Below are 26,152 nucleotides of genomic sequence, written 5' to 3'. Positions count from 1 at the left end.
TGAAAGAACGTTCAATTGATTTATGGCTTTACCAAACTCAGCTCAAAAGAATTCTAGAGCATCGCTTGTACTATTTAGAAGTAAAAGCTGATGGTGAAACCCTATATAAAATTGGTGTAACCAAGCGAACAATTGAAGAACGAATGCTAGAAATTAGGCGGGATTTGCGTTCGCACTACAAAACTGTGGAACTTAAGGTACTGGGGACTTGGGAACACAGGGGCAATATTGAATTATATTTCAAGCATCGCTACCAGTCGTTTAATTATCAATTGAGGAGCTTAACTGAATACTATAAGTTTGGTACTGAGGCGAATGTAGTATTGAACGATTTAAAACAGATGCATCTCAAATGTCTAAGTCAAGCCGAACTTAATATTTTGGCAGAGGATATTATGTCATCTCCTGCTAGAACTGGAAGTTATTGCCTGTAAAAACTAGTCTTTTTAAAGATAATTACCCTTCAATAAAACAAAGTGTTACTTAGTCTAGAAGCCCTATTGTAAAAGCTTTGAAAGATTTTTGGATTAACGACACTAATGTGTTATTAGCGACAAATAATTTGTTATCTGACATGAGTGGAATTTCCAGGGCATTAACCATTAATACTGAACGGCTGATCCTTCGTCCCCAGCAACCCAGTGATTATGAGACTTGGTACGCTGGCTTTTCTGGGCGATTGCCAAAACAACATCAATACGATGATGGGCTGGTTAGTTTGGATCACTGTGATCGCCACTGGTTTGCAGATTTGTGTCAGCGTCATCAACAGCAGGCGTTGACCGATCGGGTTTTCGTCTTTGGTATTTTTTCTCGTCAAACCGAGCAGCATCTTGGAAACATCGATCTCTCAACAATTCGTCGCCAAGAACATCAATGGGCAATTTTAGGATACGAAATTCACAACCAACACTGGAGGCAAGGTTTCGGCAGGGAAGCAGTTCGAGCTACATTAATTGCTGGGTTTGAAACACTGGGTTATCATCGCATCGAAGCCGCCATTAATCTGGATAATCAAGCATCAATTGCATTGGCTCAAAGTGTGGGTATGCAGAAGGAATGCATTCGTCGCGGTTTTCTCTATGAAAACGAGCAATGGGTAGACCATTTCATTTACGTTGCTCTACCCTCCGATCTAGGTTTAGTCGAAAAGCCACCCGCGATCTCCCCATTAGGCATATAGGAGTTATTGCCTTTGAAAAGAGGTCTTTTCAATGATAATCAGGCGGTGATGATGGTTCCCGCGATGATGTGGAGTAAAAGCGTTCCCTTCAAGCTGCGTAGCAGCTATACAACTCGCACCCATCAAGCTCATCACTGATCCAAGTATAAAATTTTGTAAAATTTGCAGAAGCTCCTCTACTAACGCTGACAAGTTTATAGAAGTAGAAACTCCCCTGAAAAATAATCGGAGATTGGAGTCATGGATAAGCGGCATCAGTACTTGCAAATCGCCCTTGTTGTTGTTGGAACTGCTTTTCTCCTTGTCTATCCGTTGATGAAAATCTGGTCATCGGGCTGGTCATGGCTACCCGGTCAATATGAATACGAACAGATGATCGTTGGCATTTATGCGACGCTCGGTGTTTTTTTACTATGGGCTTCTCGAAAACCCGAAGCACATCTGAGTTTAATCTGGTTTACTGTCTGGTCGAGTGTTGTTCATGGGCTGATCATGGCATTCCACGCAGTAATTGATTCTGCGGAACGTGGACATCTCCTAGGCGATGTTCCAGCATTAATCTTGGTGGCAATTGTTCTTGGTGTCCTAACGCCACGCGAAGGGGTGCCAGTGCAGGAATAAGCAAGGCACAACCAATCAAATGTAGCTGACATCAGAAGCGGTGATGATGGCTTTCTATAAATTGTCAGTCGCGGGTTTGAGAAATCTACAAAGGGTGTAAAACTGGGTTTATTTTTGGTAATCCTGACCCATGAAGAAGGAAACCAAGACGATGTATTCGCGGTTATTATTGCAGCAAGCGATCCAGATAACCCCTAAAAGGATTGAGTAACGCTAAAGGGATGTTATATTGCCAACGATCGCACTTCAACAACGATGTTTCAACAACCAAAACCTAAACTTGACATTATCAATATAATGTCAAGTGCTTGCCTAGCTTGGTTGCGTTCAATCTAGTTAGCTGTCAGTACGCGCCACTGGACATTGACAGCCCTCCTCCCCTTACCTTCGGTACTATAAGGGCGCTCGCACTTATTCTAAATTCCCTGCTTTCTTAACAGCTTGTTTCAAGTCTTCAAAGGTAATATTACCGTCTTCATCTCGATACATCGCTAGCAGTTCTGCGGGGCTAGTACCTGTTTCTGCTGAAATGACTGCATTTAACCCAGGGCTTAAAAAAAGCTCATTACTCGATACTTTGCCATCTTGATCGCTATCCAAGGTATTAAAAAGAGATTGAAGCTCTTGCTCAGTTGCCATAAGTTTCTATCTGAATTAATTTTTTCAATTCAATATCTCAGAATTTCGATAAAGATGCAAGGAAAGTTACCTCTTACCCTGGCAGATACAGACTGCTGCTGTCATTGGGTCTAGCGTGTAGATACCTGGAAGTAGTTGCAACGCTCTCATGCCCCAATGTCTGCTGTACCAAATGAATCGGTGCGCCTCGGTCGAGACTATGCGAAGCGTGAGCATGACGCAACCAGTGGGGTGATACCTTTTCCTTGATGCCTGCCCTTTTTGCGGCTGCCAGGACGATGCGATTAATTTGGGAACGATGCAGGTGATTTCCTCCTGGATCGCCCTCCCTGGATGGAAAAACTGGGTCATCGTTTCCGGCGTCACCTCTTAGCTGGCACAGGTCAATCCATACCCCATCGGGTAGTAGTACGGTTCTGGTCTTACCTCGCTTCCCGAAAACTGTTACTTGCCCACTGTCACCACGGGGTTTTAAATCTTTCCAGTTCAGAGCAACTAACTCGCTGACTCGTAACCCAGCCGAGTACAGCAGCCGTAGCATTATGCGATTGCGCGGGTGAGTTTCCAGGGCAATCATCATCGCCACTTCCGTCTCTGTTAAAATCCGCTCGTTGAGGCAGTCCTTCGCCGGAGGTGACTTGACAGGCATTCCCACATTTAGGGGCAACAATCCGATCCGATGCCCAAAAGATAAAAGCGATTTAACAGCCGCGAGCGCCAACCTCTGAGTATTGGGCGACTTTTGCGATAGCGTCAGTTTCCAGCCTTGGACATCTGCCAGCGTCGCCAAGTGCAGGGGTCGATTAATATGAGCCAGAAACTGACGGGCATACCGACGATAAGCGTCCTGAGTATGAGGCGAACGCCCGTCCACCCACATATCAATTAAGCGGTCGTGGGCATCCGAGGGCGTTACCCGCTCCGATGTGATTTGGCTATCTGTGACCTGAACCATCCAATTATTTTCGGTCATTTTGACTCTACATAATTTCAGTTATGTCGCACTAGAGATGAAAAAAACCCTGGCGTTGGTGACTGGGGTGATGGGTAGGACAGTTAGGGGTGTCAGTTGTCGGTGGTCAAAGGTGGATACCACTTGCGGCCCCTCAGCTCCCAGCCAGTCAGATGATGCAGGTATTCCTGAGAGGTCATCCCCTTAGCTTTGGCATGGCGAGAGATATTGCTAGAACTCAGATGGAAGCGCACACACAAATCCCCTTGAGACAACCCTTCATTGCTATCAGGTTGAATCAGCTGCTCTCCTGTAGTGATATCAGATGATTCACCCTGATATCGCATATTGACATCATCTGATTCAACTTGATACACACTGCGCACAGGCGCTGTTAGGGGCTGAGTAGAGGAAAGTTTGGCGATGGCGCTCTCTAGAGTTTCCAGTCGCTTGTAGATGTCTGCTAGCACACTGTTATCAACTGAATCAATCCCAGCTTCTAGTTCTGCTAGCAGTTGATTAAGTTTCTCGACTACCGGGTGTCCCTGCCTGTGAAGTTGGTTGAGCTTTTGGTAGGCTTCCACAAGCAGCGTGGGAACCCTTAACATTTGACTGGCAGGGAGTTTCTCGGACATCGCTATTACTTGAATCAGACTGATAGCAGGATGATACACCTTAGCTGTTAACATCTGGGGAAATTGATTGGAGGCAATATTATCTAGGACGAGCTGACTGGATTGACACTCTGAGTAGACGGATAAGGAAACCTTGCAATTTTGGGTAGACTGACAGCTCGAAAGTTTAAACTTTATGGCTCCACAAGTGCAGCAATGTCAGCGAATTGGTACATCGGAGGTAAACTGATTTGAGCCACTCTAGATGTACGCTCCCATTAAAAAAGCTACCCAATCTCTCAATGGGGTAGCGGGGTGCATCGAGTCAACACTGCATTCAGTTTTGAGCTTCTATTTGAATCTATCTCAATCGGATGTGGAGTGAGATAGAAGGAGTGCAAATCAAGTGCCAATTGGCACGCGGATTATAGGTTGGGAACTTGCACTTCAAAGAGAAAAGTACAGAGCGCTGTGACGAGAGTGACTAGAGCGGTGTAGGGACTCGTCGTTTGCGAGATAACTTCAAAAGCTTTGAGCGGTAGATGAATTGGTGTGACGATTCATTGGAAACCAGCTAAGAACTCGTCTTTCATAATTAAGACTCGTTTGTTAGAAAGTCAAGGATGCTCTGCCACTGTGCAATTTGCTGGTGTAGGAGTTTTTAAGGATGCGATCACTAACCCTTGCTGGCCTTGAAGAAGAGAGCGATTTAAATAGATATTTATGGCTAAAAGTCAACTAAGCTCCACAATAGATTGGGTGTGACTTACGCCCTCATGAATGGGAACACTATAGAGAGTGGAGCGAAAGCGTTGCCGTGCCGTTCGGGTTATCTATTGCGCTTATCCCTGGCGGAAATTTGCCGTGAGATAGTATGGGTGAGCAATCGCGGTATCTTAGCTATTGCCGTGCTTGGCAGGACTGTTGTGAGAAAGCTAGTGCATGAATAATTTCGGAGAGAAGGCTAATTTCATCTTTGGTATCGCGGATTTGATTCGGGATACGTTCAATCGCGGTAAGTACCGGGATGTAATTTTACCGTTTACGGTGCTGAGGCGGATTGATTATGTGTTGGAGCCGACTAAAAAGCAAGTTCTGGCGGAGTACGAGCAATTTAAGGATTCGTTCCCAGAGAATGCTTTGGGCGATATGCTGCGCGAAACATCAAAGTATGCCTTTTACAATACTTCAAAGTTTACATTTGAGTCGTTATTAGAAGACTCAGATAACTTAGCCGCTAATCTCAAGGATTATATTAACGGGTTTAGTGAAAATATGCGGGATGTTCTGGAGAAGTTGGATTTCCGGAACACGATTAAACGATTAGATGATTCGGGGTTGCTTTTCCTAGTCATGGAACGGTTTAAAAGTACCGAGATTGACTTGCATCCAGAGCGCGTTTCTAACCAGGAGATGGGGTACATCTTCGAGGAGTTGATTCGCAAGTTTAATGAGGCACTCAATGAGAATCCGGGGGAACACTTCACGCCGCGAGAGGTGATTCGGTTGATGGTGAGTTTGTTGCTGTGTCTGGATGAGCAAGCGCTGACTCAAGATTACATCGAGCTGACGGTTTATGACCCCTGCTGCGGTACGGGTGGGATGTTGATTGCGGCGAAAGATTGGATTGAAGCGATGAACTCCACTGCTACGGTGCGGTTGTTCGGGCAGGAGGTGAACCCGGAAACTTACGCGGTGTGTAAGTCTGATTTGTACATCCTCAGTGTTAACGGCAGGGATGCGGAACGGATTTTGTTTGGCAGTACGCTGGCAAACCCTCAGCACGATGGAAGCTTTGACTATATGTTGGCGAATCCTCCCTATGGCAAAAAATGGGAAGGGGATAAGAAAGCAGTAGAAGCTGAGAAGAAGGCTGGGGGGCGTTTTGATGCGGGGTTGCCTCGGATTGGTGATGGGCAACTGCTGTTTTTACAGGATATGCTGTCTCGGATGCAGGAAGCGGAAAAAGGCGGCAGTCGGGTTGGCATTGTGATGAATGGTTCGCCGTTGTTTACGGGGGATGCTGGGAGTGGAGAGAGTGAGATTCGGCGCTGGATTTTGGAAAATGACTGGTTAGATGCAATTGTGGCATTGCCGGAACAGCTTTTTTATAACACGGGTATTGCGACTTATATTTGGATTCTGACGAGTAAGAAGCAACCTCAGCGAGAGAGGAAGGTGCAGTTAATTAACGCGACAGACTTTTGGGTGCCGATGCGGAAGAGTCTGGGGAATAAGCGGCGGCAGATTTCTAATGCTCAAATTGATGAGATTACGGAGTTATACGAGTTTTTTAAGGTTGGGGAAAAGTCTAAGCAGTTTGATAGGGAAGATTTTGGTTATCGCAGGATTACGGTTGAGCGTCCGTTGCGGTTAAATTTTCAAGCCAGTGATGAGCGGATTGTAAGGCTCAAAGATGAGAAGGCGTTTCAGGATTTGGCGGTGAGTAAGAAGTGGAAAGCTGAAGAGAGGGAAGCTGAGGAGGCAGTAGGGAGACAGCAACAACGGTTGATTCTAGATATGTTGTCAACGCTGCCAGGGGATTTATATAAGGATAGGGATGCCTTTGTTAAGGTGCTGAATAAGGCGATTAAAGCAGCGGCGATTGAGGTTAAAGCACCTTTGAAAAAGGCGATTCTTGCGGCGTTGTCGGAACGGGATGAAACAGCGGAGATTTGTCGAGATAAAGATGGAAACCCGGAACCTGACCCGCAGTTAGGGGATACGGAGAATGTACCTCTGAAAGAGGATATTTGGGAATACTTTGAGCGGGAGGTAAAGCCCCACGTTCCTGATGCTTGGGTTAATACCAGTGTTTGTGATGAAAAGGATAAAGAAGTGGGGAAGGTGGGCTATGAGATTAACTTTAATCGCTACTTTTATCAGTATCAGGCACCGCGACAACTAGAGGAGATTGAGGCAGATATTAAGGTTCTGGAAAAGGACATTTTAGAGATGTTGCGAGAGGTGGCGGGATGAGTCAGGTGTTGCCAAAGGATGTTCCGCAAACTCTAAGAAGGTGGAAACGCTACCCAGCTTACAAGAATTCAGGAGTTGAGTGGTTGGGGGAAATTCCAAAAGATTGGAGAGTTTTGACTGTACGCAATCTCATTCGTAGTGAATATCTAGAAATACAGGATGGCAATCACGGAGAAATGCATCCTCGCGCGGAGGACTATGTTGAGATGGGTATCCCCTTTGTGATGGCAAACAATATTCGTAATGGAAAAATAGATTTGGAGGGATGTAAATATATTTCAGAACAGCAATCCAAATCTCTAAGGATTGGATTTTCTGAATCAGGAGATGTTCTGCTGACTCACAAAGGTACTATAGGAGAAACAGCAATTGTTCCAGAAATAATTAAATTTGAATTTATAATGCTGACTCCACAAGTAACTTATTACCGATTAAAAAAACATGAAATAAACAGGGATTTTTTATTTTGCTATTTTCAGTCAAAGTCATTTCAAGAAAGACTAAAATTTATTGCAAGTAATCAGTCAACCAGAGATTATGTTGGTCTGGTAGCACAAAAAGACTTTGAAATTGTTCTTCCTTCTCCAAATGAACAAAACGCGATCGCATCCTTCCTAGACCGCGAGACAGCCAAAATTGATGCCCTGATAGCCAAAAAAGAACGACTAATCGAACTCCTACAAGAAAAGCGCACCGCCATCATCAGCCACACCGTCACCAAGGGACTTAACTCAACCGCGCCACTGAAGGATTCAGGTGTTGAGTGGTTGGGGGAGATTCCTGAAGATTGGAGAGTTGTGACTGTCCGTAATCTCATTCGTAGTGAATGCCTAGAAATACAGGATGGCAATCATGGGAAAATACATCCTCGTGCGGAGGATTATGTTGAGATGGGTATCCCCTTTTTGATGGCTAATAACATTCGTAATGGAAAAATAGATTTGGAGGGATGTAAGTATATTTCAGAACAGCAAGCTGAATCTTTAAGAATTGGATTTTCTCAATCTGGAGATGTTCTACTGACTCATAAGGGTACTTTAGGAGAAACTTCAATTATTCCCCATAATATTAAATTTCGATTTGTAATGCTCACTCCACAAGTAACCTATTATCGAATCAAAAAGCAAGAAATTGATAAAATGTTTTTGTATTACTATTTCCAATCAAAACCATTTCAAGAAAGATTGAAATTCATTGCTGGCAATCAATCAACTAGAGATTATGTTGGTCTGATAGCACAGAAAAACTTTGAAATTGTTCTTCCCTATCCCTATGAACAAAAAGTGATCGCATCTTACCTCGACCGAGAAACCGCCAAAATAGATGCCCTCATCGCTAAAATCCGCGAAGGCATTGAAAAACTCAAAGAATACCGCACCGCCCTAATATCCGCTGCTGTAACAGGCAAAATTGACGTGCGTAACGAGGTAGCCTCATGACCTTAGAAAAAGACTTAGAAGCCATCATCGAACGAAGTCTGATTGATAGAGATAGAGGTTACGAGAAACGCACCCAAACTGATTACGATAAAGCCCGTTGCCTAATCCCTAAAGACGTAATCCAGTTTATCGAGCAAACCCAGGCGGAAACATGGGAACAACTCAAACAACATCACGGTGACGCGACAGAAACAGAATTCCTCAACTATTTAGCCAGCGAAATCAACAGCCGAGGCACTCTGGATGTCTTGCGAAACGATATTAAAACCTATGGCTGTACCTTCAAACTCGCCTACTTTCAACCCAACAGCCGCCGCAACCCAGAACTACAAACCCTCTACGAGCAAAATAGCTTTACCATCCTGCGCCAACTCCACTACAGCCAAACAGACCTAAAAAAAAGCCTCGACTGGGGCATATTTTTAAACGGCTTACCCATCTTCACCGCAGAACTCAAAAACCATTTCACCGGGCAAACTGTAGAACACGCCAAAAAGCAATACTGCACCACTCGCGACCCCAACGAATCCTTATTAAAATTCGGTCGATGCCTATGCCACTTCGCCCTTGACCCCGATTTGGTCTTCATAACCACCCAACTGCAAGGCAACGATACCAAATTTCTTCCCTTCAACAAAGGACACAAGCAAGGCAAAGGCAATCCCCCTGACCCTAACCCTGACCCTAACCGCCGTGGTTGCCGGACTGCCTATCTAGCTGAAGAAATTTGGCACCCTGACAGCGTTCTCAACCTAATTAAAAACTTCATTCAGCTAACGCCGGAAAACCGTCTGATTTTTCCCCGCTACCATCAACTTGACGCAGTACGGAAACTCCTAGACGATGCTCTAGCTAAAGGTGCAGGACAACGCTACCTAATTCAGCACAGTGCTGGTAGCGGCAAAAGTAACACCATTGCTTGGCTTTCCCATCAACTCAAGAACCTGTTTGACGCCAACGACCAACGGGTTTTTAACTCCATCATTGTAATTAGTGATCGCAAAATCATTAACGAACAACTCCAAGACACTATCCTGCAATTTGAACAAGTAAGTGGTGTTGTCGCCACTCCTCCAACAGGTAAAGAACTCAAAAAAGACCTTGAAGAGGGCAAACAGGTCATCGTTTGCACCTTAAAACTGTTTCCCCAGGTGCTGCGACTAACTAATCAAATGTTAAACAGACGCTTTGCCATCCTCATCGACGAAGCGCACTCCTCCCAAGGCGGCAAAACTACCAGACAGATGAATGCGGTGCTGGCTGACGTTGAAGAAGATAGCGAAGACTTCATTTTAAGGGAAACCGCTAGACGCGGCAGACTAAACAACCTCAGTTATTTTGCTTTCACTGCCACTCCAAAAAACACCACCCTAGAGTACTTCGGTCAAAAGCAAACGGATGGGAAATATTATCCCTTCCACCTCTACTCAATGCGCCAAGCCATTGAAGAAGGCTTTATCCTCGATGTACTGCAAAACTATACCACCTACGAGCAGTACTATAGCCTACTCCAAGCGACCACTGAAGACCCACGCTGTAGCACAGGGAAACTCGTCCGCGCCCTCCATAACTTTGTCAATCTCAACGAAGAGATGATTAATGAGAAAGTCGAAATTATCGTAGGGCATTTTTGCGATCGCGTTCAACGCCATATCAACGGCAAAGCCAAGGCGATGTTAGTCACCAGTTCCCGTGCCCAAGCGGTACGCTACAAACAAGCCGTAGATGCCTACATTCAGGAGAAAGAATACACCTTCAAAACCCTAGTTGCTTTCTCCCAAACCGTGACTCTCAACGGAGTCAACTACACCGAATACAACATGAACACCGCGAGTGCTGGCGAACCCATCCACGAAACGGCAGAAGCCTTTAAAAAGGACGAGTTCCGCATTCTCATCGTCGCTGATAAATTCCAAACAGGCTTCGACCAACCCCTACTGCACACCATGTATGTCGATAAACCCCTCAGAGACATCAAAGCCGTGCAAACCCTCAGCCGCCTCAACCGTTGCCATTCCGGTAAGAACGAGACAATGGTGCTAGATTTTGTCAACGACTGGAAAACTATCAAAAACGCCTTTCAAGATTATTACACTGCCACCACTCTCAGCGAAGGCACGCAACCCAACCGCCTCTACACCCTGCAACGGCAGCTTCAACAATTTGGCTTTTATGACGCCTCAGAACTTGGCAATGTTACCAACATTTACTACAGAAATCCCCAAGCCGTAGACCAACTAGAAGCCGCAATTTCTCCAGTAGTCGAACGCTTTAACGATGCCGAAGAAGACAACAAAAATCGCTTCCGTGACCTTCTCACCGAATACGTTCGTCTCTACCTCTACCTATCCCAAATTGTTAAATTTACCGATGTAGACTTAGAAAAGCTCTACAGCTTAGGTCACTTACTCCTAACAAAAATCCAACCCTCTCAGCAGGAATCTCCCTTCACACTTCCCCAAGGCATTGAATTAGAAGCTTATCGAATTCAACAAACCTTCAGCGGTTCAATCAACCTAAATAACACCGCAGAAACCGAACTTCAATCCCCCGTCATCAAAGGTTCTGGTACTCCAAGAGCTAGGACAGCGGTTCCCCTTTCGCAAGTAATTCAAGAGTTTAACAATCGCTACGGTGTTAATTTAACCGATGCCGATAAGGTCTGTGTTGAAATAGTGACCGAGCGATTATCTCAAAATGAAAAACTAAAGCAACAGGTACAAGTCAACGCTGATAAAGCGCAAACAACGTTTAATGAAACAGCTCAAAAGCAAATGATAAGTTTATTTAGAGAAAATACTCTTGGCTTTCAAGACTTTTATTCTAAAACTAAGAAGAATAAAGACTTTGAAACAGCTCTACTAAGCTGGATGTTTTTCCAATATTGCAATAAGGTAATAAATCAAGAACAGGGAGAGGCAGAGGAGGTTTAGTGCTGCTCAAGCCAATTGCTGTCTCTACTAGGTCTGCCGGACTTGTCGCGTTGTCGCGTTGTTGTCGCGTGGCTTGTCATGATTGTCGGGGGAAATATAGAGAAGCTGTCACGAAGAGCAAAGTAGCACTTAAATTCCAATCCCATATTCCTTGTGTATGTCAGCACTCTGATGATCCAGCAGGTATCACCGTGGTGATGCTGGAAGTTCCGGGTGTGATTAGACAACAGTTGTAGTAGTTTAGCAGTAGCAGTAAGGAGAGCGATCGCTTTCATACTGGAGTCAGATTTCTACCTGAGAGCGTTTCTAATTAATTGCACTGGTTCTCCACCTTACCTACATAAACAGACTTTCGCTGCCCTTCTCTCCAATAGCGTAGATATCTGTAGGGGCCGCAGCCGTTAATCATCTTTTCCTCAAAATAACCAGTACCGCTCCCGCTCTTATGTCCCCGATTCGGATTAGTAAGCGCTACTTCCTCAACCAGCTCAGATGTTGATTCCGTTGCCTGTAGCAACCCCTCAATAATCGCTTTCATCTGTTCAAGTTCATCCCGGCTCCATTTTGCTGCATGAGGCGCTACATCTTTAGGCGAGAAGTCAGATGAGTGTTTTCTTCTCATAAGATTTAGGGTGCAAATATCAACAAGCAATACTTGATTATTGCACCCTAAAATTTAGGGTGCAATATTAGCGCTCAATTGTGGGAATATTGCACCCTAAATTAACATCAGAGACTGCAACCAGCTTTCTTAAGTGCCAATTGGCACTTGTTTTCGGCGATTGCCCTTTCAGAAAAAAAAACCGCAATGTACGAGGCTTAATTAGTCTTGGGGTATCGGCATGAAAGATAGAACCGATCCAATCCCATCAACGATTGATAAATTCCGATTTAAAAGCTCCTTCCCGCTCTCACTTGAAACCATTCTAGAAACTCAGGGAATTTTTCCTCATCAATAGCCTCTTCAACATTGAGGGTAAAAAGATAAGCGTGGCGGGAGAAGTAGATACCTAAGCGTTTGATATCGTAGGGAAGCTGTACACCTTTCAGGGCATCAATCCGGCTCAAAACATAGTATCCAACCAGTTGATTAAAGTCCCTTCTCTGCAAATCCAGTTCCCTCACCGTTTTGATATCGACGAGTAAATCATCAAGGATTAAATCTGCATCTGCACCCTTCACTAAAGAGGAGCTTTTAAATTGTGGATTTAAGATAACCGTTCCTGAAGTCTGAAATAAACTAAAATCAACGGCACTGATTAAAGCTCTTAAATCCCGAACGTCTTCTTCATTAACCTGTAGAAGATTCTCATCCATTCTTAGGGCACGATAAAAGCCATCTAGTTTAGCCAGTAGTAAGGTAGAGGCAAGAAGTTCATCAGTCAAAGTCTGGGTTGAGAGAAACTCTGCATAACGTTCTTTTGCTTGAGTCACAATCTGAGATGCTTGCTGACACAACTCATCTAAGCCTCTGCTATCCAGAATATACCAAGCATTCTCGGCTATCCAGGGAAGCTCAACCGCTTGTGGGTTCAACCTCTTCAAATGGAAGCGCATCAGATAATCAAAAGCAGCTCCCATTATCCGAGAATTTTGAGTGAGAGGGGGAACGAGTAGCGCCTGATTCTTTATCAAGACTGGTTTAAAGAATTCTGCGTTAAAGCGTTCGCGAACATCCTTTTCATTGACGAATGAAGTTAAACTCATGAGGATTCCTCCAGTAAAAGAGCGCAGAAAATCTGAGTCGAAGACTCCCAACAATCTGCTAACTTTTAAAAAATAATAGAAAGCCTTAAGTCAAAAAATATCGATTTGACATTGACTGTTGACCGAGGATGACTCCTAATCTAAATAGGGTGGACAGAGTAGATTTATGATGTCTTCTGGAATTGACTCAAAGTTTTCCAAAAGGAAATTAATTAAAGCAAGATGACGCATATCATTTCTGGTGGGACGATGTTTTTTCTGAGGAGAGAACCAGGAATTAACTGTTCCCGGAGAGCGATCGCAGATTAAAGAAATTTCTTCGTGGGTTAATGCCCATTTAGTACGGAACTGCTGAGGGGTCATTTGTAACTGGCAGTAAGCGTAATTTTGGATGAGTTGACGTTGACGCTCAGTTAAAGGTTTGGGAGTCATTGAACACCTCCTATATAAATCAACGCGAGTGGGGTGACTCTTTATTTATGAAATGAGGGGAAAGACTTTAGTAACTGCGTTACCTAGCTGCTTACACAAGCGAGATACTTTAAATTTTCCCGTCCCAATTGGGACGGAAATTCAGCGCTAGAACACAAGTGCAGATTCGGGTGATTATCAGTGGAAGCAACGTGAGCGATCGCTGATTGAAAATTAGTCATTATCGGGTCGCAAAATAGAACATCTGTGACCCTCAGAGGATAAGGGTGTGCCCCTCTCGTGAACAAAGACTTCAGGGCAATATAATGTCGATTGACAGAGAAAGGCTAAATCCCAATGGGACTTAATCTTCAGTCAGGCGAATACCGCAACACAGTCCCAAAACAAAACCTAGCAGCATTCCTTTGTGCAGTTCTTTTGGCTGAATCAACAGAGTTAAGAAACCGAAACTACAGGCGATCGCTACACTCGCGATTGAAATATTTTTGATTCTTTCGCGGCCCCTACTTCTCATCACTACCCTCTGTCAGTTCTTTAAACTCTGTATAAGCCTGTTTCCACCCGGCTTTATTTTTCTCGCAGCCCCAAAGTGCCTGAATAATTTGAGTCTGTGAAAATCCCGATACCTTCATCTGCTCAACTAGCTGCACCACCTGCACTCTTGGGAGCTGTGCTGGTGTGAAGGTATCGCTGGTATCACGCTCGGTATCGCCGGAACCGCCTGTGTTTCCAATGGTTTCAGCGCTTCCAGTATCAGCGGTATCAGATTCGGTATCGCTGGTATCGATACCAGTATCGGTTCCGGTATCGCTATTTTTAGCTGTTCTTTCACGGGTTCCAGTATCGGTTCCGGTATCGATACCAGTATCGGTTCCGAGATCATTCAAGAGAAATTCAAGTCGATGTCTGATATCAGTTTTGTGAATAAAGGAGCCTTTATCCCAACCCCCTTGATGCACCTTAACTTTCCCTCTATCCATGTAAGTCAAAGGAATATTAATCACTGCTGAATTGAGAGGTTGTAGATTACGTGGGGCGTTTCCTGTTGGTCGAAAGACTTCATGATGTCCATGCGTTGGATGCTCAAACTGCTCTCCCTCGATAACACAGGGATAAGCGCAATCTTTGATACTTGGGAATTCCTTTTTAGCTAAGCGACCCAGGTACACTTTCAGGTAGTTCTCTCTTAAAAAACTGTCTACTCCGGCAGCTTCAACGTTGGGGCTGTGGAGAACAAAAGCAGCTAATTTATTGAACTTCCTTGGCTTGGTACTGAACAGACGAATAAAATCATCTGCCACTCCTTTGAAGTCACCTGACTTGTTAAGGCGAGCGCCTCTAATTTCCAACCACTCATCGCAGATAATTAGCAACGGTGATTCGTCTCCGTTCTCCAGCCGTTCAAGTAGGATTGCCATCTGCTGATAGATCGCTGGCATTTTAGTAATCACATAAGCGCTGCCCCAATCTGTCCGACCGTGGGGGTCAAAAATGATAATTCCGTAATCATTGAAACCGTTCGCAATGTACTGGGCAACGCAGGTCTTGGCAGCGCCCATGTCGCCAATAATCATCAAGCCCTTAGATTCGTTTATGATGCGTGCCCGGTCGAAAGGTTGCAGCCCTGTGGTTTTTGATGGAGCTTCAACGATAGATTCACTCGACTCTCTCGGCTCTCTCTGAAATATCGCGATTGCCTGTTTGAGCAAATCCGAACGTTGCGGTGCTTCACCAGCGATCGCTACTGACTCACTTTGCTGCTGAGACTCTAGGAATTCTTCAGCGTCAGCAGTCAAAGAGTAACCATTTTCTGATGCCCACTCAATCTGCCGTTTGACTTCTTGCTCTCCAACCTGATTTGTAAAATCGCGCAGTTTCTCTTGAGTCAGTAGGTGCGCTATGCATCCATGTTGAGCGATCGCCTGCTCATTTTTATTTAAGGCAGCGGTGCGTCTCCAAGCCTCGTAAAATGCCCAACCTCCAATCAACAACCCAGTAGGAGGAAAACCAGTGATTGAAGCACCAAGCAACCCCCCTACAATTCCACCAATAATCAAAACTTGCGAACCGGAACTGCTTTCTTCAAGAGATTCGTGAGCTAATTTCTGCCAACAGATAGCTGGTAACTCTTTCTTTTTCGGGTTGAACGCTGACATACTTATTCCTCTATAAGCAATACAAGTCACTGGGAATTGCACCCAGCTTTTAGGCTTTTTACCTATGACTGCGAAGCGTGTGCTGACTTCATAAAGTAAGCGATTTCGCCTAACCAAAACAGCAGCTTAACGATACCTTCAATAGCAAATAGAGTCAGCCCTAGCATCAGAATATTCTGCCAATCCAACCGACCAAGTTGACCCGTTGAAATCAAAAAAACAAAGTTACTGAACCCCCCAGGCGCAGGAGGGTAAACAGCAATACAGATACAAAAGTCAACGGCGTAAACAAACAGTGAAGCAGTTCTCGCCCGTGCAATTGTCAGAGACGGAAACTGGTTGTACCAAAGCTTGAGTGTTGCTAAGGTTGGTTCGTCATCCTCTTGAATCTCGAACTTATCAAAGCTATCTGAGTGATTGATTAAAGTTCGTAAAAAGGCTCTATCACGCTTTAACACAGTTGGCAAGATTTCTAACGTTTGAATAATGCTCCACAGGATTGCGCCAACGAACCAGTGAATGACTGAGAGAATTGCTAAAATTAACCCGTTGATTAAAGGAATGCCAGCGATAACTTGATTCAAGTTTGAATCAAGTGTTTGCAGCATCGCTATTTTGGCAATTCTCACGTAGGGCAGAAGATTTAAGTAAGCGAACCAAATGGCAGCTAGTACAGCTAGCCAGTAAAGAACTTTTACAAAAGTAATGCCACTTCCACCCCGATAATGTGTAGCTCTAGCCATTTATCTTCTCCCTAGTTATTAGTTGGTAAAACGTAGTTCAGTTGAGTTGATTTTCGAGCCGCTTCTACAACTTCACGATTGCCTGTAAATGCCATCTCTCCGACTACTGGAGTGCCATCACTACCAGGGATTATCTTGCCAGTATTTCCATTCGCATCACAAACCACCGTTCCCGTAGGTAAAGGAGTCTGACGTTTTGAATCGATAACTGGTTGTCCTTCTGAAAGAGATGTAAATGTAGTTGGATCTTGCTTTGAAACTACGAGTACGCAGCCAGTCTGGTAACGTTCATTTGCGATTTCCGCTTGCATCTGAATCTGCTGTTGACTCACTCTCAACTGCATATCTTTAGCAGCGTTTATTTGTGATAATTCACGAACTTGTCCAATCGTAAAGAAGTTTTTTTGAATCTCTCGACTGTTCAGAAGGAAGCAGCCGAGAATACCAACTCCAAACAGAACAGAAATTTTATTGCGTTTGAGCTTTCTTACAAATGTCATTTAATGTTTGCACCTCCTGTTCGTTTTGACTTCAGCAATGAACCTGTCTACCTGTCTAATCTGAACTGTCGTTAAGCTTCCGGCACTGTCCAAATCATTGAATAAGTCTTGATTACTAGCGATACGCCACTTGGAATTAAGCTGAGCAGATGGATTATTTTTGTGACGGTTCTCAATGCGAGAGATGTGGTCTAAGACGTAGCTCTGGTTTGGCATGATTAAGAGTCAAATAGGTCGGAGAAATCAAGCTCAGTATCGTCATTGTCCAGTGCAATATTTTTAGCCTTCTGGTTGAATTTCTTCTCCCACTCTTTTTGTGCTTTTTTTAGGTCAGAGCTACGAGAAAAGTGCGTGAAGGTCGTTCCGGATTTAGCTACTACTTTGTAAGTAATCCAGCTCATTGCACCCTTCTTGCAATTTTCTTGTGACATTCATTAATTGCCCTCTGGTCTTGTGAATTTCGTTGATAACCTTCGAGCTGTTCTTTCGCTAAAGCTTCAGCAGCGATAGCAGCAAATTGATAGTTAGCACCTTGTCTTACAAGTTGCTTGTAAAACTTTTGTTTGAGCTTCTGAGTTTCAGCTTTCACTTGCGCTTCATCCTCATGCACTTTGAGTAGATTGAATGGATTGACTGCCGCTGCGAAGGCAGATTATTGATGAGCGCGAATGCTTCTGTGTCCATACCCCGTGACCAATACTCAGCTAGGGTACAAGCCGTTTCTAGACAGGCAGTGCGGGGTAATAGCTGTCCTTCCACGAATCCGATGCCGTTGCGCTGGTTCTGTTTGATGCGCTGTTGGATTGCAGTCTTGATGTCTGTCATAGTTGAAGGTGTCTCCTTCTGTGTTGTTAGTGGGAGGCGAGTAGCCAGCGGCTTGAGCCTGGTAAACCTTGCCGCTGGCTACTCTTAAGCGACAAATAAATCTGAGAGAGCAGAGCTTAAGTCATCGTCACTAATATTCGGTTTTGACTTCTCCAACGCTCTAACCTGTGATTGAGTTGGCATTTGAATCAAGCCGTCATTCGAGAAATTCGATAAACCTTTTCGGATAAACCGCTTATGTTCCAAAAGCAGTTGGTGAACAATTTCTGAGTAATCGTTAGTGCCTATTTCTTTTGCAATTTCATCCAGATAAGGTAGCAGATAAGCTTTAACTGAAACTCTTTTTGAAGTAGTAGAACCCATTACCCTTCCCTCCGTAATTTGATTTGTGCCAAGCGTGATAAACCACGAGCATTAATCCAAGTACCATCAGTAGCGACTACTATTTTTTGAGAAGCTAAGAGTTGAGCGATCGCAGGTAATTGTGAGCCGCCACCGATGGCAACAATTGAGTTTGATTGTTCTCTCCAAGGGTCTACTGCCTTAAATGCTGTCGCTAAGTTCTGAGATACCCAAGGCTTCAACTCTGCGTTGTAAATTTGGCGGAAGTTCCAGCCCGTTGTCCCGTACTCGAAAGAGCTGCTTTCAATGCCAGCTCGGATTAAATGTCTGTCGCCCTCTTTCATCAACTGGCGGCGAGTGTCGATGTTTTTTGCGATCGCTTCAATCAGCGCATCGACACCACCGGATGTAACTTTTCGAGCAATTAATTTTCCGCCCGCACCAAACACAGAAGAGATGATTGTGCCGCAGCCGAGGTCAATGAAAATATTTTGAGTTTTCGGCTCAATAAGATTAGATGCCAGCGCTGAAACTACAGCCCCTGCACCTTCTTCAATAACCGTGCTAACCGATAAATCAACATGGGTTACGCCCTTATTGTTGACCCGAATACTGTGTTGTCCTTGAAGGGATTTTGATAACTGAGTTCCAAAGGCTTGCGCGTCCTGAAGGCTAGCTACAACTGAAAGATTCCACCGTGCGCGATGCGACATCGTACCCAGCGCACCGAAAAACAATTGCAAGCCATATTGAATTTTTCCCGCTCGGTGATCCACGACTCGCGCATATCCTTGCGGGTTGCTTAAATAGGCACAAGACCCAGTTAACCACCGCTGCCCAATAAGGTCAGGGTGATCGCCTGAAAGATATTCAATTAAGCTGCCTTCATTGCTGTCAGGCACGTCGTAAATTTCACCATGTAGCGGCTGAATGTAAGATGGGATGCGAACTTCAGCATTATCAATTACTAATTTGACGCTGCCATTCCCACCGTCGTAACCCGTTGCCAGAAGTGGGGGAGAGGCGGCAGAAAAAGGCACAGCCAGGGAAGTGCTTTGCATGAGGGTTATTCCTTAATTTAGTTGTAGAAAGTCGCAGAACCTTCCCAGCACATGACTTATACCTTTGTTCTCCCATTGCTAAGTTCTTGCAGAGTGGAGTGCCCGGTTTAGCCAGGAGTTGGGTGAAGTAGGCGCTTGCTGCCTATGAATGCTACGATAGCACCTAAGTCGCGAAGTAGCAACTTCATTTCTTAGCAAAATAGCAACTTTAGCTAATTTTATTGATTATGAGAGAATGAGAGCAAAATTGCTAAGTTGCTACTGTGCCCGGAAAAAAAGACGATCCAAATTACCAAATAGTGAGAGGTCATGTCCCCAAAGAACTGGCAAAGCGCTTCAAATTTTACTGTGTTGAAAATGGCGTTGATAACAGTCAAGGATTGGAAAATATACTCACAGAATATCTTCAGCAAAAGGAAGAACAACATTTAGATAATGAGGCTGCATCTCAAGCCAGCACTCAAACTATTGCTGAGCTTGTACAGCAAAATTACGTGCAATTGTTAGAAAAGGGAGGGGTTGATAGGGAGCGATTAAAAGCCTTAAAGGATGGAGCTAAACCTACCGTGCGCGAGTTGGCATTTCTTGCAAGGGAGTTGCAAATGAATAAGGAAGTAATCGTTGAGTTACGCGATCGCAGCTTCCCCAAAAACACAAGGAAAGAACCCAAAGGAGTTTAAGTACTTTGACTTCAAAGGCATTGGAAACCAAAGCTTACTTCTCCAAACCTCAAATGAATCTGCTGCTAAGGCTTGGCTTGATAAAGGGGGTTGTGAGCTAGCAAAAATATTGCTAAAGCTTCGGTTGAAATACGCTCGAATCACCTGGGATGGTTGTAGCCAGCCTCTAAAGATTTTGGCGTTAATGGCTGAACCAGACAACGCTGAAGCGTCTGCCATGCCTGAAGTGTGCGATGCAGTTTTAAACTCTAACTGGGGCTTGATTCTCACTCGCTAAAAAATCTAGAGAGAAAGAGAGCCTCTGGTAAGCCAATGTCTCTAACCGACTTAGATTCCGACGCTCAAGAATGGGAGAACTACCCTCTGGCTCAGATGTTGCAAATACCAGCTATCCAGGCTGTCACTTTAAATATGAAAGATTATTGGGAGGAAGATGCCCTCAATTATGTGAAATAAATCTTAAGACAGCAAGACCTTTTAAACCACACCTACAAAGCGTTGCTCCCCTATAGACATGAACACTTCAGTTCTAACTTTGACTTTGTTGAGTTCGGGATATTAAAAGACCTAGGCGCTTAGTAATGATTCACCACTTTCAGCCAAGCAATCGATCAGCTTCGAGGTAAAAAGAACAAATATTGCTATCTGATTTGCCCCCCACGCAGAAACGTAGTATAAAGAGATGAGGCTAGTACAAATGTACAAATTGAAGGATAAACTTTCAGTAAGCTCATCCTTTGATTAATTATTTGATTGAAAATTAGCCTAAAAATTAAAAAAAAAGGAGGCAAGCCACCCGCCAGCACTGGTTCATCTCAAAGAACCGAAGTTACCGCGAATTAACCCACCAACCCTAAATAAAGAATCTATTAGATTCTTGAAATACTTACACACATGGTACCCTGAGTCCCGGTAATTGTCCATGACGTGTAACAGACACACACAGGCAAGACTAGAGACAATACGAACTTCAAGGACTGGTTGGATGGATGAATAACTCCGGTGATGCCGGAAATTTCTGCATGGATTCAACATTTAGCGGGTGACTACCTCCTTCGTAAAACACGGAGGAGTTCCCAATGGCAATGCCTTTTCCCAGTCCAACCGAAGCCCCGCCCGCTCTTTGGCTGCAACATTCCAAAGAATGGACAGAAGGAAGCGGAGTATCAAAATTAATCACAGAGCTGAATGTCCAAACCCTGACCGACAAGAATGAGATAGCGAAACGCTTGGGTTGGAAGGGTTACTTTCATGTCTCTGGCTGGTGGTGTACGGGAGTGAACCCGCGTACCGGGTTGCCGATGGGCACAATGCATGGGCAATTCAAGCCCGATAAACCAGTTGATTTTGGAGACGGGAAGAAACCTGCCAAATATCTTTCGTCAAAAGCGCAGCACGATGCACTTTGTCTGGACACTGGGGATAAAAGTTACTGGCCTGGAATTATCGCGGATGTAACCAAGCCCATATTAATCACCGAGGGTGGTAAAAAAGCGGGAAGTGGGCTAACTCACGACTATCCCACCATCTCTCTACTTGGTGTGGATATGGGATTGCACGAGGGGAAGTTAGTTAGTAATTTGGAACCCTTCGCTCAACTTGGTCGTTTAGTTTATTTTTGCTTCGACTCCGATATCGTCTGCAAAAGTGGAGTCCAAAAAGCGGTAGCAAGATTGGGTAAAGTTCTTAAAAAACACGGATGTATCGTATGGGTAGTTGTTTGGAATGAAAGCGAGGGTAAAGGATTGGACGATTACCTCCTAGGTCACAGCCGGGATGATTTCGAGGTTGAACTAGCACGGGCGAAACTCTTAGAGGATTGGGTAAAAGAGCAGGAGTTCGAGAAAAAATCTAAAGCTGGTAATGGATTTAAGCCGAAATCAGAACGGCGCTCACCCTCAGAGCAAAGAGAACTGGAAAAGGAAGGAGTCCTGCCAGAGCAAGGAGATCTGGCAGTTGAAATTGCCAGAAAGTATCGTCCTGAGCTGGCGTGGCACGTCAACCTCAAAAAATGGTATCGATACGGCGCTAATAAGCAAGAAGGGATTTGGGCAGAGATTCCCGATGAAGATGTTTGGCAGATAGTAATGGATTCGGTGGAGAGTGACTCTTACAAATCCGACTATCTCAGTGGCACAGTAAAAATCCTTAAAGCTCGCCTACGTATCAATACGTGGGATGAAACAGAAGGATTACTTCCTCTAGAAAACGGAGTGTTGAACTTTACCACCAAGGAGTTCAAACCACACTCCCCGGAAAATCGATTGACCTGGTGCCTGCCATATAGCTTCAATATCCTCGCTACCTGCGAACCAATTGAAGAATGGTTATTGGATATGGTTAATGGCGATACTCAGTTGGTGCAATTGCTCCGCGCCTACCTGAATGCAATCGTTAAAGGTCGCACAGATTTGCAGCGATATATCGAATTAATCGGGCCAGGAGGAACGGGGAAATCCACATTCATCAGATTAGCAACTGCGCTAATTGGATTAAACAATACTCACACTACAACCCTGCAAAAGCTAGAAGGAAGCCGTTTTGAGACGGCAAGTATTTACGGAAAAAGATTAGTCGTGATTACTGATTCGGAAAGATACTCTGGAGGCGTATCGGTTCTGAAGGCTTTGACCGGGCAAGATACCCTCCCCTATGAGGTGAAATTTCAGCAAAGCACTGGAGGATTCACTCCAACGGCAATGGTCATCGTTGCAGCCAACGAAATGATTCAATCTGGTGACTATACGAGCGGGTTAGAGAGACGACGCCTGACGATTCCATTCAAGAAGCAGATTCATCCAGACAGTCAGCGAAATCTAATAGAAGTTACGAATGGTAAACTACAGGGCGAATTCTTGCCCTATATCTCTGGACTTTTGAACTGGGTTCTGGCAATGCCGGATGAGGAGGTAACAAATTTTGTAAAGCGTACTTCTAGCCGCGTTGAAAGCCTTGCTCATGTGAAAGCAGAAGCTTTGATTGAAACCAATCCCATTGCGGCATGGGCAGAACACTGCTTGACGTACCGGAAAGGCGCTCGTAGTGCCGTAGGAGTCGCTAAACGCGAGAAAGAGTCTTCTTCCAAGAACACATACCAGAATGTCGAAACTTGGCTTTATGCCAGCTATGCGGAGTATAGCGTGGCTTCGGGAAGTAAAACAGTAGGACTTCAGCGGTTTGTCAACTTACTCAAGGATTTGTTCCAAAGCCAACTACGACTTGACGTTCAACACGGGCGAGATCGTAATGGTAGCTTCTTTATGAATCTAAAAATCCGCAGTGAATATGATACAGATCCGCTCATTATTACAGGAAAATCTGGTGAGGAAGATGAACCGCATCCAACCTCTCCATCTTCCGGAAATCAACCTTTAGCATCCCCAGTGATAAATGGGGATGGATGTGTAAGGGATGTAGAGATAAATGAAACTCTTGCTGGTGAGAAATTTCAACAAGGTAATGGATTTTCCCAAAACGAATCCACAAAACTTGAGAATCAACAAAATTTGGTTTCTCATGGGAGCGAAGCTAAATCCACTTATGTTTGCCCCAGTCCAACGACTCTAGCTCCATCCTTATCTCCTCCACCAGACAAGGTAGAAATTGGCTATGCCGTCCGTCTGCCGAAATCGCCCCAGAATCGCGATGGTACCATCGCTCAAATCCTTAAAATACAAGGAGAAGAATATATTGTTGCCCATCCAACGTTGGGACGGCAGAGTTACCATCAGTCAAAAGTTTCTTTGGTAAAAGCTCCAAACGGAGAAGATTTATATTCGTGGACAGGGGAAAAGCCTGGAGGAGTTGGACAAATTACATTAGGAATTGAATACCCCGGTACCAAAGGGCTTAACCAAACCAAAGAACCCAAGGAGATTGCAGGCGTACTCGAAGAGATTCAATCTAAGAGTGAGTGGGAAATGACCATAGAGGCTTATGGGGAAGAAAAAGCTACTTGGGTGTGGCGTTGGTATTTCACCAAATGTGAACGAGATAGTCTAGCTAAAATTATGTCTGGAAAAATTGAGCAGGGTGAGTTAGAGATTTAAGCAGATTTAGCCAAGAAGCATCAAATTTGAGTTGACGACTGGGGCACACCATCTAGAGGTGATCGCCCCTAAATCTTTTTGCGCTCAAGGGCGATTGAACTGCCTGGTCAGTTCCTTCTTCCAAAAGCTTTCCCTTCTAATTGCGCCAGGAACGAGCTAGATGATTAAAGAAATCACGATTTAATCTTCTGCCCATCCATCCACGTTTGAGGAATTGTCTCTACTAAGAACTAGCATCAGTAAATTGATGCTGTCGCTTTGACTTGCACTCATGGAGCAATGGGGGATAGGTCATCATCGTCGCTTAGCCTATCTCCCTCCCAAAGATCAATTTCCGGCATCCTCCGTGGTGGACTGTGATAGATGTGTGACGGACAGGTGAAGGAAACCGTGATGGATGGAAGTCCTGATGGTGATAGACCACAGCTCTTGTGATGGATTTTTAGTTAAACCTTTTTATTTATAGCCTTCTTTTAAATTTTGGATATAAGATCGCGTCTGTTATGGTCGCCTTCAAAAATCAAATTTTTTTCATTTTCAAGTTTTACCTCTAGGTTTTGGCAAAGTCCATCACAAACGATAAGGTCTATCACCGTCAAGGGTTTCATCTATCACAGTATCCGTCACACATCTATCACAGTCCATCACATATCCGTCACCAGCGAGGTAATGAGTGTCTTACTGTATCCGCAGAATCCTCTTTGTACAGTGGCGGAGAAGAGATTTGGTCGTGAAGATTGACAATCCCCTTTTTAGCGGGTTGGAGTACAGGAGGTTAATCTTGAAAAGTCTGGCTGACCTTGAGTGGAATCGTCAGAAGAAAAATCTGCTATTATCCAAATCCTGGTTTACCCCGGATTCAAAAGCGAGTTTTCAGGGTAGCGTTTACGGAGCAATTTCATCGGCTCTGACTCACACCCAACTTGAAGGAATGGACAAAGCGTTAGTGAATTCGGATCTCAAGCCACTTGAGTAAGGCCGACCTGGTAGTGATTACCTTGAAATTACGAGGGCGATCGCCACTGTTGTTTTCTGAAGTCGTGATCTGAAGTCGTGAGCGGAGATGTCTCCTCTTTCTTGTGAACCAATGGTTTTTTTACGTCCCAATTGGGACTAAAAGTTACGGGGGTAAGTTTTAGAGATGGAAGGGCAGGACTGGTTATTTTGAACAACAGAAAATTAACGGCTGCGGCTCCCTACAGATATCTAAATTGCTGGAGCGTTGATTTAAATTAAAAGTGCGATCGCTCACACGCTATCATCCCTCCATCCGCACCGAGAGCAATCCCAATATACTGATGGCGGCTTCTTCATCTCAAAGGGCATCTCACAGCCGGGACATCTGCCCGTAAACATCGGGTGATAATCCAGTAGCTCCAACTGTTGTAGTGGTGTCCACCGCTGTTTAGGTTGCAAAATTAGTTCGCCATCGTAGTAGGTTGTCCCTTCTGGCTCCCACAGTTCAGGAGGTTCGGCGTTGGGGTCTTCTCGGAAGTCGAGACAGCGATCGCACTCTGAAATCTTTGACATGGCACTACAGTAGTTTATTCAAGTTGCCCCTAGGACTCCTGGAACTGAGGGCGATCTCGTTTACTCAAGGGAGCATCTTGATTTCATCTGCCGTCGAAGTTCACGATAAATACTTAGCGATTCGCGATATGGCTTATGTGTGGCTGCTAAAATTTGGGGTCAATGCTGATAATAAATTGGTTGATATCGTCGATGTCCCCAGCGGAAAAAGCGATTTAGTTTGCCCCTATTGTGGAGTCAAATTAGTTGCTAAGAAGGGTCAAGTCAAAGAACACCATTTCGCTCATACTGGGCAAACCTGTCGTTCCGTGACGGTTAAGCGAGAGTTTCCTAGCCTCCCACTGTATGACAACTTCAATATCGAGTTATCAGGGCAGGCACTACAATTGCTCAAAACCCTTTGGAAATCCTGTGGAACAAATGGCTGGAGTATCCCTTTCTCAGTTGACCTCAAGCCATTAATCAAAGCCAAACTATTGCAGAAAAATCCCTATCAAAATCCTCCTGGCTACGAATTTACACAGCTAGGGATGATTCCAGTGGGAGCGCTGCCCTTAAAGGAATTCAATCAAATTCAGGAGCCGCTTCTCCTGAAGAAATTAGCTGATATAGAACGGCAGGTAGAACTCGCTAAAGTACTAAAATCACTGAATCTGAAAGAACGTTCAATTGATTTATGGCTTTACCAAACTCAGCTCAAAAGAATTCTAGAGCATCGCTTGTACTATTTAGAAGTAAAAGCTGATGGTGAAACCCTATATAAAATT

General features: G+C 44.5%; 30 protein-coding genes. 13 read left to right on the top strand and 17 right to left on the bottom strand.

Annotated elements, in window-relative coordinates; translation table 11 throughout:
• The 4 genes from NC994_RS26160 to NC994_RS26145 form a co-directional block, all read left to right on the top strand.
• Nucleotides 1-434: GIY-YIG nuclease family protein (locus tag NC994_RS26160; RefSeq protein WP_190437417.1), on the top strand; the 434-nt coding region annotated here is incomplete at its 5' end.
• A 77-nt stretch (nucleotides 435-511) separates the two neighbouring features.
• Nucleotides 512-1,183 (top strand): GNAT family protein, encoded by a 672-nt coding sequence (locus NC994_RS26155; RefSeq protein WP_348225647.1) that lies wholly within the window; start codon nucleotides 512-514, stop codon nucleotides 1,181-1,183.
• Nucleotides 1,184-1,195: 12 nt separating this feature from the next.
• The gene (locus NC994_RS26150; protein WP_277881136.1) at nucleotides 1,196-1,321 is read left to right on the top strand and encodes a hypothetical protein; all 126 of its coding nucleotides are present in this window, start codon (nucleotides 1,196-1,198) and stop codon (nucleotides 1,319-1,321) included.
• Between the two features lie 102 nt (nucleotides 1,322-1,423).
• Entirely contained in the window at nucleotides 1,424-1,804 is a 381-nt protein-coding gene (locus NC994_RS26145; protein WP_190416403.1) for a DUF6632 domain-containing protein, read from the top strand.
• A gap of 411 nt (nucleotides 1,805-2,215) precedes the next feature.
• On the opposite strand, the gene NC994_RS26140 is transcribed toward NC994_RS26145, so the two are convergent.
• From NC994_RS26140 to NC994_RS26130, 3 genes are all read right to left on the bottom strand, one after another.
• A complete protein-coding gene (locus tag NC994_RS26140) occupies nucleotides 2,216-2,443 on the bottom strand; it encodes an EF-hand domain-containing protein (protein WP_190416402.1) in 228 nt (75 codons plus the stop codon).
• A 73-nt stretch (nucleotides 2,444-2,516) separates the two neighbouring features.
• Entirely contained in the window at nucleotides 2,517-3,416 is a 900-nt protein-coding gene (locus NC994_RS26135) for a tyrosine-type recombinase/integrase (protein ID WP_242032558.1), read from the bottom strand.
• Nucleotides 3,417-3,508: 92 nt separating this feature from the next.
• Nucleotides 3,509-4,030 (bottom strand): hypothetical protein, encoded by a 522-nt coding sequence (locus tag NC994_RS26130; protein WP_190437413.1) that lies wholly within the window; start codon nucleotides 4,028-4,030, stop codon nucleotides 3,509-3,511.
• 921 nt (nucleotides 4,031-4,951) lie between these two features.
• On the opposite strand from NC994_RS26130, the gene NC994_RS26125 reads away from it, so the two are divergent.
• From NC994_RS26125 to NC994_RS26115, 3 genes are read left to right on the top strand one after another with little or no spacing between them, the layout of a single operon-like run.
• Nucleotides 4,952-6,988, top strand: a complete 2,037-nt coding sequence (locus tag NC994_RS26125; RefSeq protein WP_190437410.1) for a class I SAM-dependent DNA methyltransferase — start codon at nucleotides 4,952-4,954, stop codon at nucleotides 6,986-6,988.
• Nucleotides 6,985-8,427 carry a restriction endonuclease subunit S gene (locus NC994_RS26120; protein WP_190437407.1) on the top strand — a complete coding sequence of 481 codons (1,443 nt, stop codon included), beginning with the start codon at nucleotides 6,985-6,987 and terminating at the stop codon, nucleotides 8,425-8,427. The genes NC994_RS26125 and NC994_RS26120 overlap by 4 nt, the downstream gene beginning before the upstream one ends.
• Entirely contained in the window at nucleotides 8,424-11,360 is a 2,937-nt protein-coding gene (locus NC994_RS26115) for a DEAD/DEAH box helicase family protein (protein ID WP_190437403.1), read from the top strand. The genes NC994_RS26120 and NC994_RS26115 overlap by 4 nt, the downstream gene beginning before the upstream one ends.
• A gap of 310 nt (nucleotides 11,361-11,670) precedes the next feature.
• Here the strand turns inward: NC994_RS26115 and NC994_RS26110 are convergent, their stop codons facing one another.
• The 13 genes from NC994_RS26110 to NC994_RS26050 form a co-directional block, all read right to left on the bottom strand.
• Nucleotides 11,671-11,982 carry a hypothetical protein gene (locus NC994_RS26110; protein WP_190437399.1) on the bottom strand — a complete coding sequence of 104 codons (312 nt, stop codon included), beginning with the start codon at nucleotides 11,980-11,982 and terminating at the stop codon, nucleotides 11,671-11,673.
• Nucleotides 11,983-12,251: 269 nt separating this feature from the next.
• Nucleotides 12,252-13,067 (bottom strand): hypothetical protein, encoded by an 816-nt coding sequence (locus NC994_RS26105; protein WP_190437396.1) that lies wholly within the window; start codon nucleotides 13,065-13,067, stop codon nucleotides 12,252-12,254.
• A gap of 135 nt (nucleotides 13,068-13,202) precedes the next feature.
• Complete coding sequence (locus NC994_RS26100) at nucleotides 13,203-13,499, bottom strand: helix-turn-helix domain-containing protein (RefSeq protein ID WP_190437393.1); 297 nt, start codon at nucleotides 13,497-13,499, stop codon at nucleotides 13,203-13,205.
• A gap of 83 nt (nucleotides 13,500-13,582) precedes the next feature.
• Nucleotides 13,583-13,720, bottom strand: a complete 138-nt coding sequence (locus NC994_RS26095) for a hypothetical protein (RefSeq protein ID WP_190437389.1) — start codon at nucleotides 13,718-13,720, stop codon at nucleotides 13,583-13,585.
• A 122-nt stretch (nucleotides 13,721-13,842) separates the two neighbouring features.
• Complete coding sequence (locus tag NC994_RS26090; protein WP_190437386.1) at nucleotides 13,843-14,013, bottom strand: hypothetical protein; 171 nt, start codon at nucleotides 14,011-14,013, stop codon at nucleotides 13,843-13,845.
• A complete protein-coding gene (locus NC994_RS26085; RefSeq protein WP_190437383.1) occupies nucleotides 14,003-15,655 on the bottom strand; it encodes a hypothetical protein in 1,653 nt (550 codons plus the stop codon). Before NC994_RS26085 ends, NC994_RS26090 begins: the two co-directional genes overlap by 11 nt.
• A 62-nt stretch (nucleotides 15,656-15,717) precedes the next feature.
• Nucleotides 15,718-16,398, bottom strand: a complete 681-nt coding sequence (locus NC994_RS26080; protein WP_190437380.1) for a hypothetical protein — start codon at nucleotides 16,396-16,398, stop codon at nucleotides 15,718-15,720.
• 11 nt (nucleotides 16,399-16,409) lie between these two features.
• Complete coding sequence (locus NC994_RS26075; protein ID WP_199299690.1) at nucleotides 16,410-16,898, bottom strand: hypothetical protein; 489 nt, start codon at nucleotides 16,896-16,898, stop codon at nucleotides 16,410-16,412.
• A 218-nt stretch (nucleotides 16,899-17,116) separates the two neighbouring features.
• Nucleotides 17,117-17,299 (bottom strand): hypothetical protein, encoded by a 183-nt coding sequence (locus NC994_RS26070; protein WP_190437377.1) that lies wholly within the window; start codon nucleotides 17,297-17,299, stop codon nucleotides 17,117-17,119.
• A complete protein-coding gene (locus tag NC994_RS26065) occupies nucleotides 17,296-17,487 on the bottom strand; it encodes a hypothetical protein (protein ID WP_190437374.1) in 192 nt (63 codons plus the stop codon). The genes NC994_RS26070 and NC994_RS26065 overlap by 4 nt, the downstream gene beginning before the upstream one ends.
• Nucleotides 17,484-17,723 carry a hypothetical protein gene (locus NC994_RS26060; protein ID WP_190437372.1) on the bottom strand — a complete coding sequence of 80 codons (240 nt, stop codon included), beginning with the start codon at nucleotides 17,721-17,723 and terminating at the stop codon, nucleotides 17,484-17,486. Before NC994_RS26060 ends, NC994_RS26065 begins: the two co-directional genes overlap by 4 nt.
• Before the next feature lie 84 nt (nucleotides 17,724-17,807).
• Nucleotides 17,808-18,086 carry a hypothetical protein gene (locus tag NC994_RS26055; RefSeq protein ID WP_190437370.1) on the bottom strand — a complete coding sequence of 93 codons (279 nt, stop codon included), beginning with the start codon at nucleotides 18,084-18,086 and terminating at the stop codon, nucleotides 17,808-17,810.
• Nucleotides 18,086-19,126, bottom strand: a complete 1,041-nt coding sequence (locus NC994_RS26050) for a hypothetical protein (protein WP_190437367.1) — start codon at nucleotides 19,124-19,126, stop codon at nucleotides 18,086-18,088. Before NC994_RS26050 ends, NC994_RS26055 begins: the two co-directional genes overlap by 1 nt.
• Nucleotides 19,127-19,389: 263 nt before the next feature.
• On the opposite strand from NC994_RS26050, the gene NC994_RS26045 reads away from it, so the two are divergent.
• The 5 genes from NC994_RS26045 (at nucleotide 19,390) to NC994_RS26025 (ending at nucleotide 24,831) form a co-directional block, all read left to right on the top strand.
• Nucleotides 19,390-19,806: a hypothetical protein gene (locus NC994_RS26045; protein ID WP_190437364.1), complete on the top strand. Its 417-nt coding sequence runs from the start codon at nucleotides 19,390-19,392 to the stop codon at nucleotides 19,804-19,806.
• 124 nt (nucleotides 19,807-19,930) lie between these two features.
• Nucleotides 19,931-20,083: a hypothetical protein gene (locus NC994_RS26040; RefSeq protein WP_190437362.1), complete on the top strand. Its 153-nt coding sequence runs from the start codon at nucleotides 19,931-19,933 to the stop codon at nucleotides 20,081-20,083.
• Nucleotides 20,084-20,118: 35 nt separating this feature from the next.
• Nucleotides 20,119-20,262 (top strand): hypothetical protein, encoded by a 144-nt coding sequence (locus NC994_RS26035; RefSeq protein ID WP_190437359.1) that lies wholly within the window; start codon nucleotides 20,119-20,121, stop codon nucleotides 20,260-20,262.
• A gap of 623 nt (nucleotides 20,263-20,885) precedes the next feature.
• Nucleotides 20,886-23,855, top strand: a complete 2,970-nt coding sequence (locus NC994_RS26030; protein ID WP_190437357.1) for a phage/plasmid primase, P4 family — start codon at nucleotides 20,886-20,888, stop codon at nucleotides 23,853-23,855.
• A gap of 781 nt (nucleotides 23,856-24,636) precedes the next feature.
• The gene (locus NC994_RS26025; protein ID WP_190437354.1) at nucleotides 24,637-24,831 is read left to right on the top strand and encodes a hypothetical protein; all 195 of its coding nucleotides are present in this window, start codon (nucleotides 24,637-24,639) and stop codon (nucleotides 24,829-24,831) included.
• A gap of 272 nt (nucleotides 24,832-25,103) precedes the next feature.
• Here the strand turns inward: NC994_RS26025 and NC994_RS26020 are convergent, their stop codons facing one another.
• Nucleotides 25,104-25,385: a hypothetical protein gene (locus NC994_RS26020; RefSeq protein WP_190437352.1), complete on the bottom strand. Its 282-nt coding sequence runs from the start codon at nucleotides 25,383-25,385 to the stop codon at nucleotides 25,104-25,106.
• Between the two features lie 77 nt (nucleotides 25,386-25,462).
• Between NC994_RS26020 and NC994_RS26015 the strand changes: the two genes are divergently transcribed.
• A partial coding sequence (locus NC994_RS26015; protein WP_190437350.1) for a competence protein CoiA family protein occupies nucleotides 25,463-26,152 on the top strand: 690 nt, incomplete at its 3' end.

The sequence above is a fragment of the Trichocoleus sp. AS-A1 genome, assembly GCF_039962015.1.
In the GTDB taxonomy this organism is placed as follows: domain Bacteria; phylum Cyanobacteriota; class Cyanobacteriia; order Cyanobacteriales; family FACHB-T130; genus FACHB-T130.
Note: the sequence above shows the minus strand (reverse complement) of the source record. Positions and strands in the feature narration are given on the sequence as shown.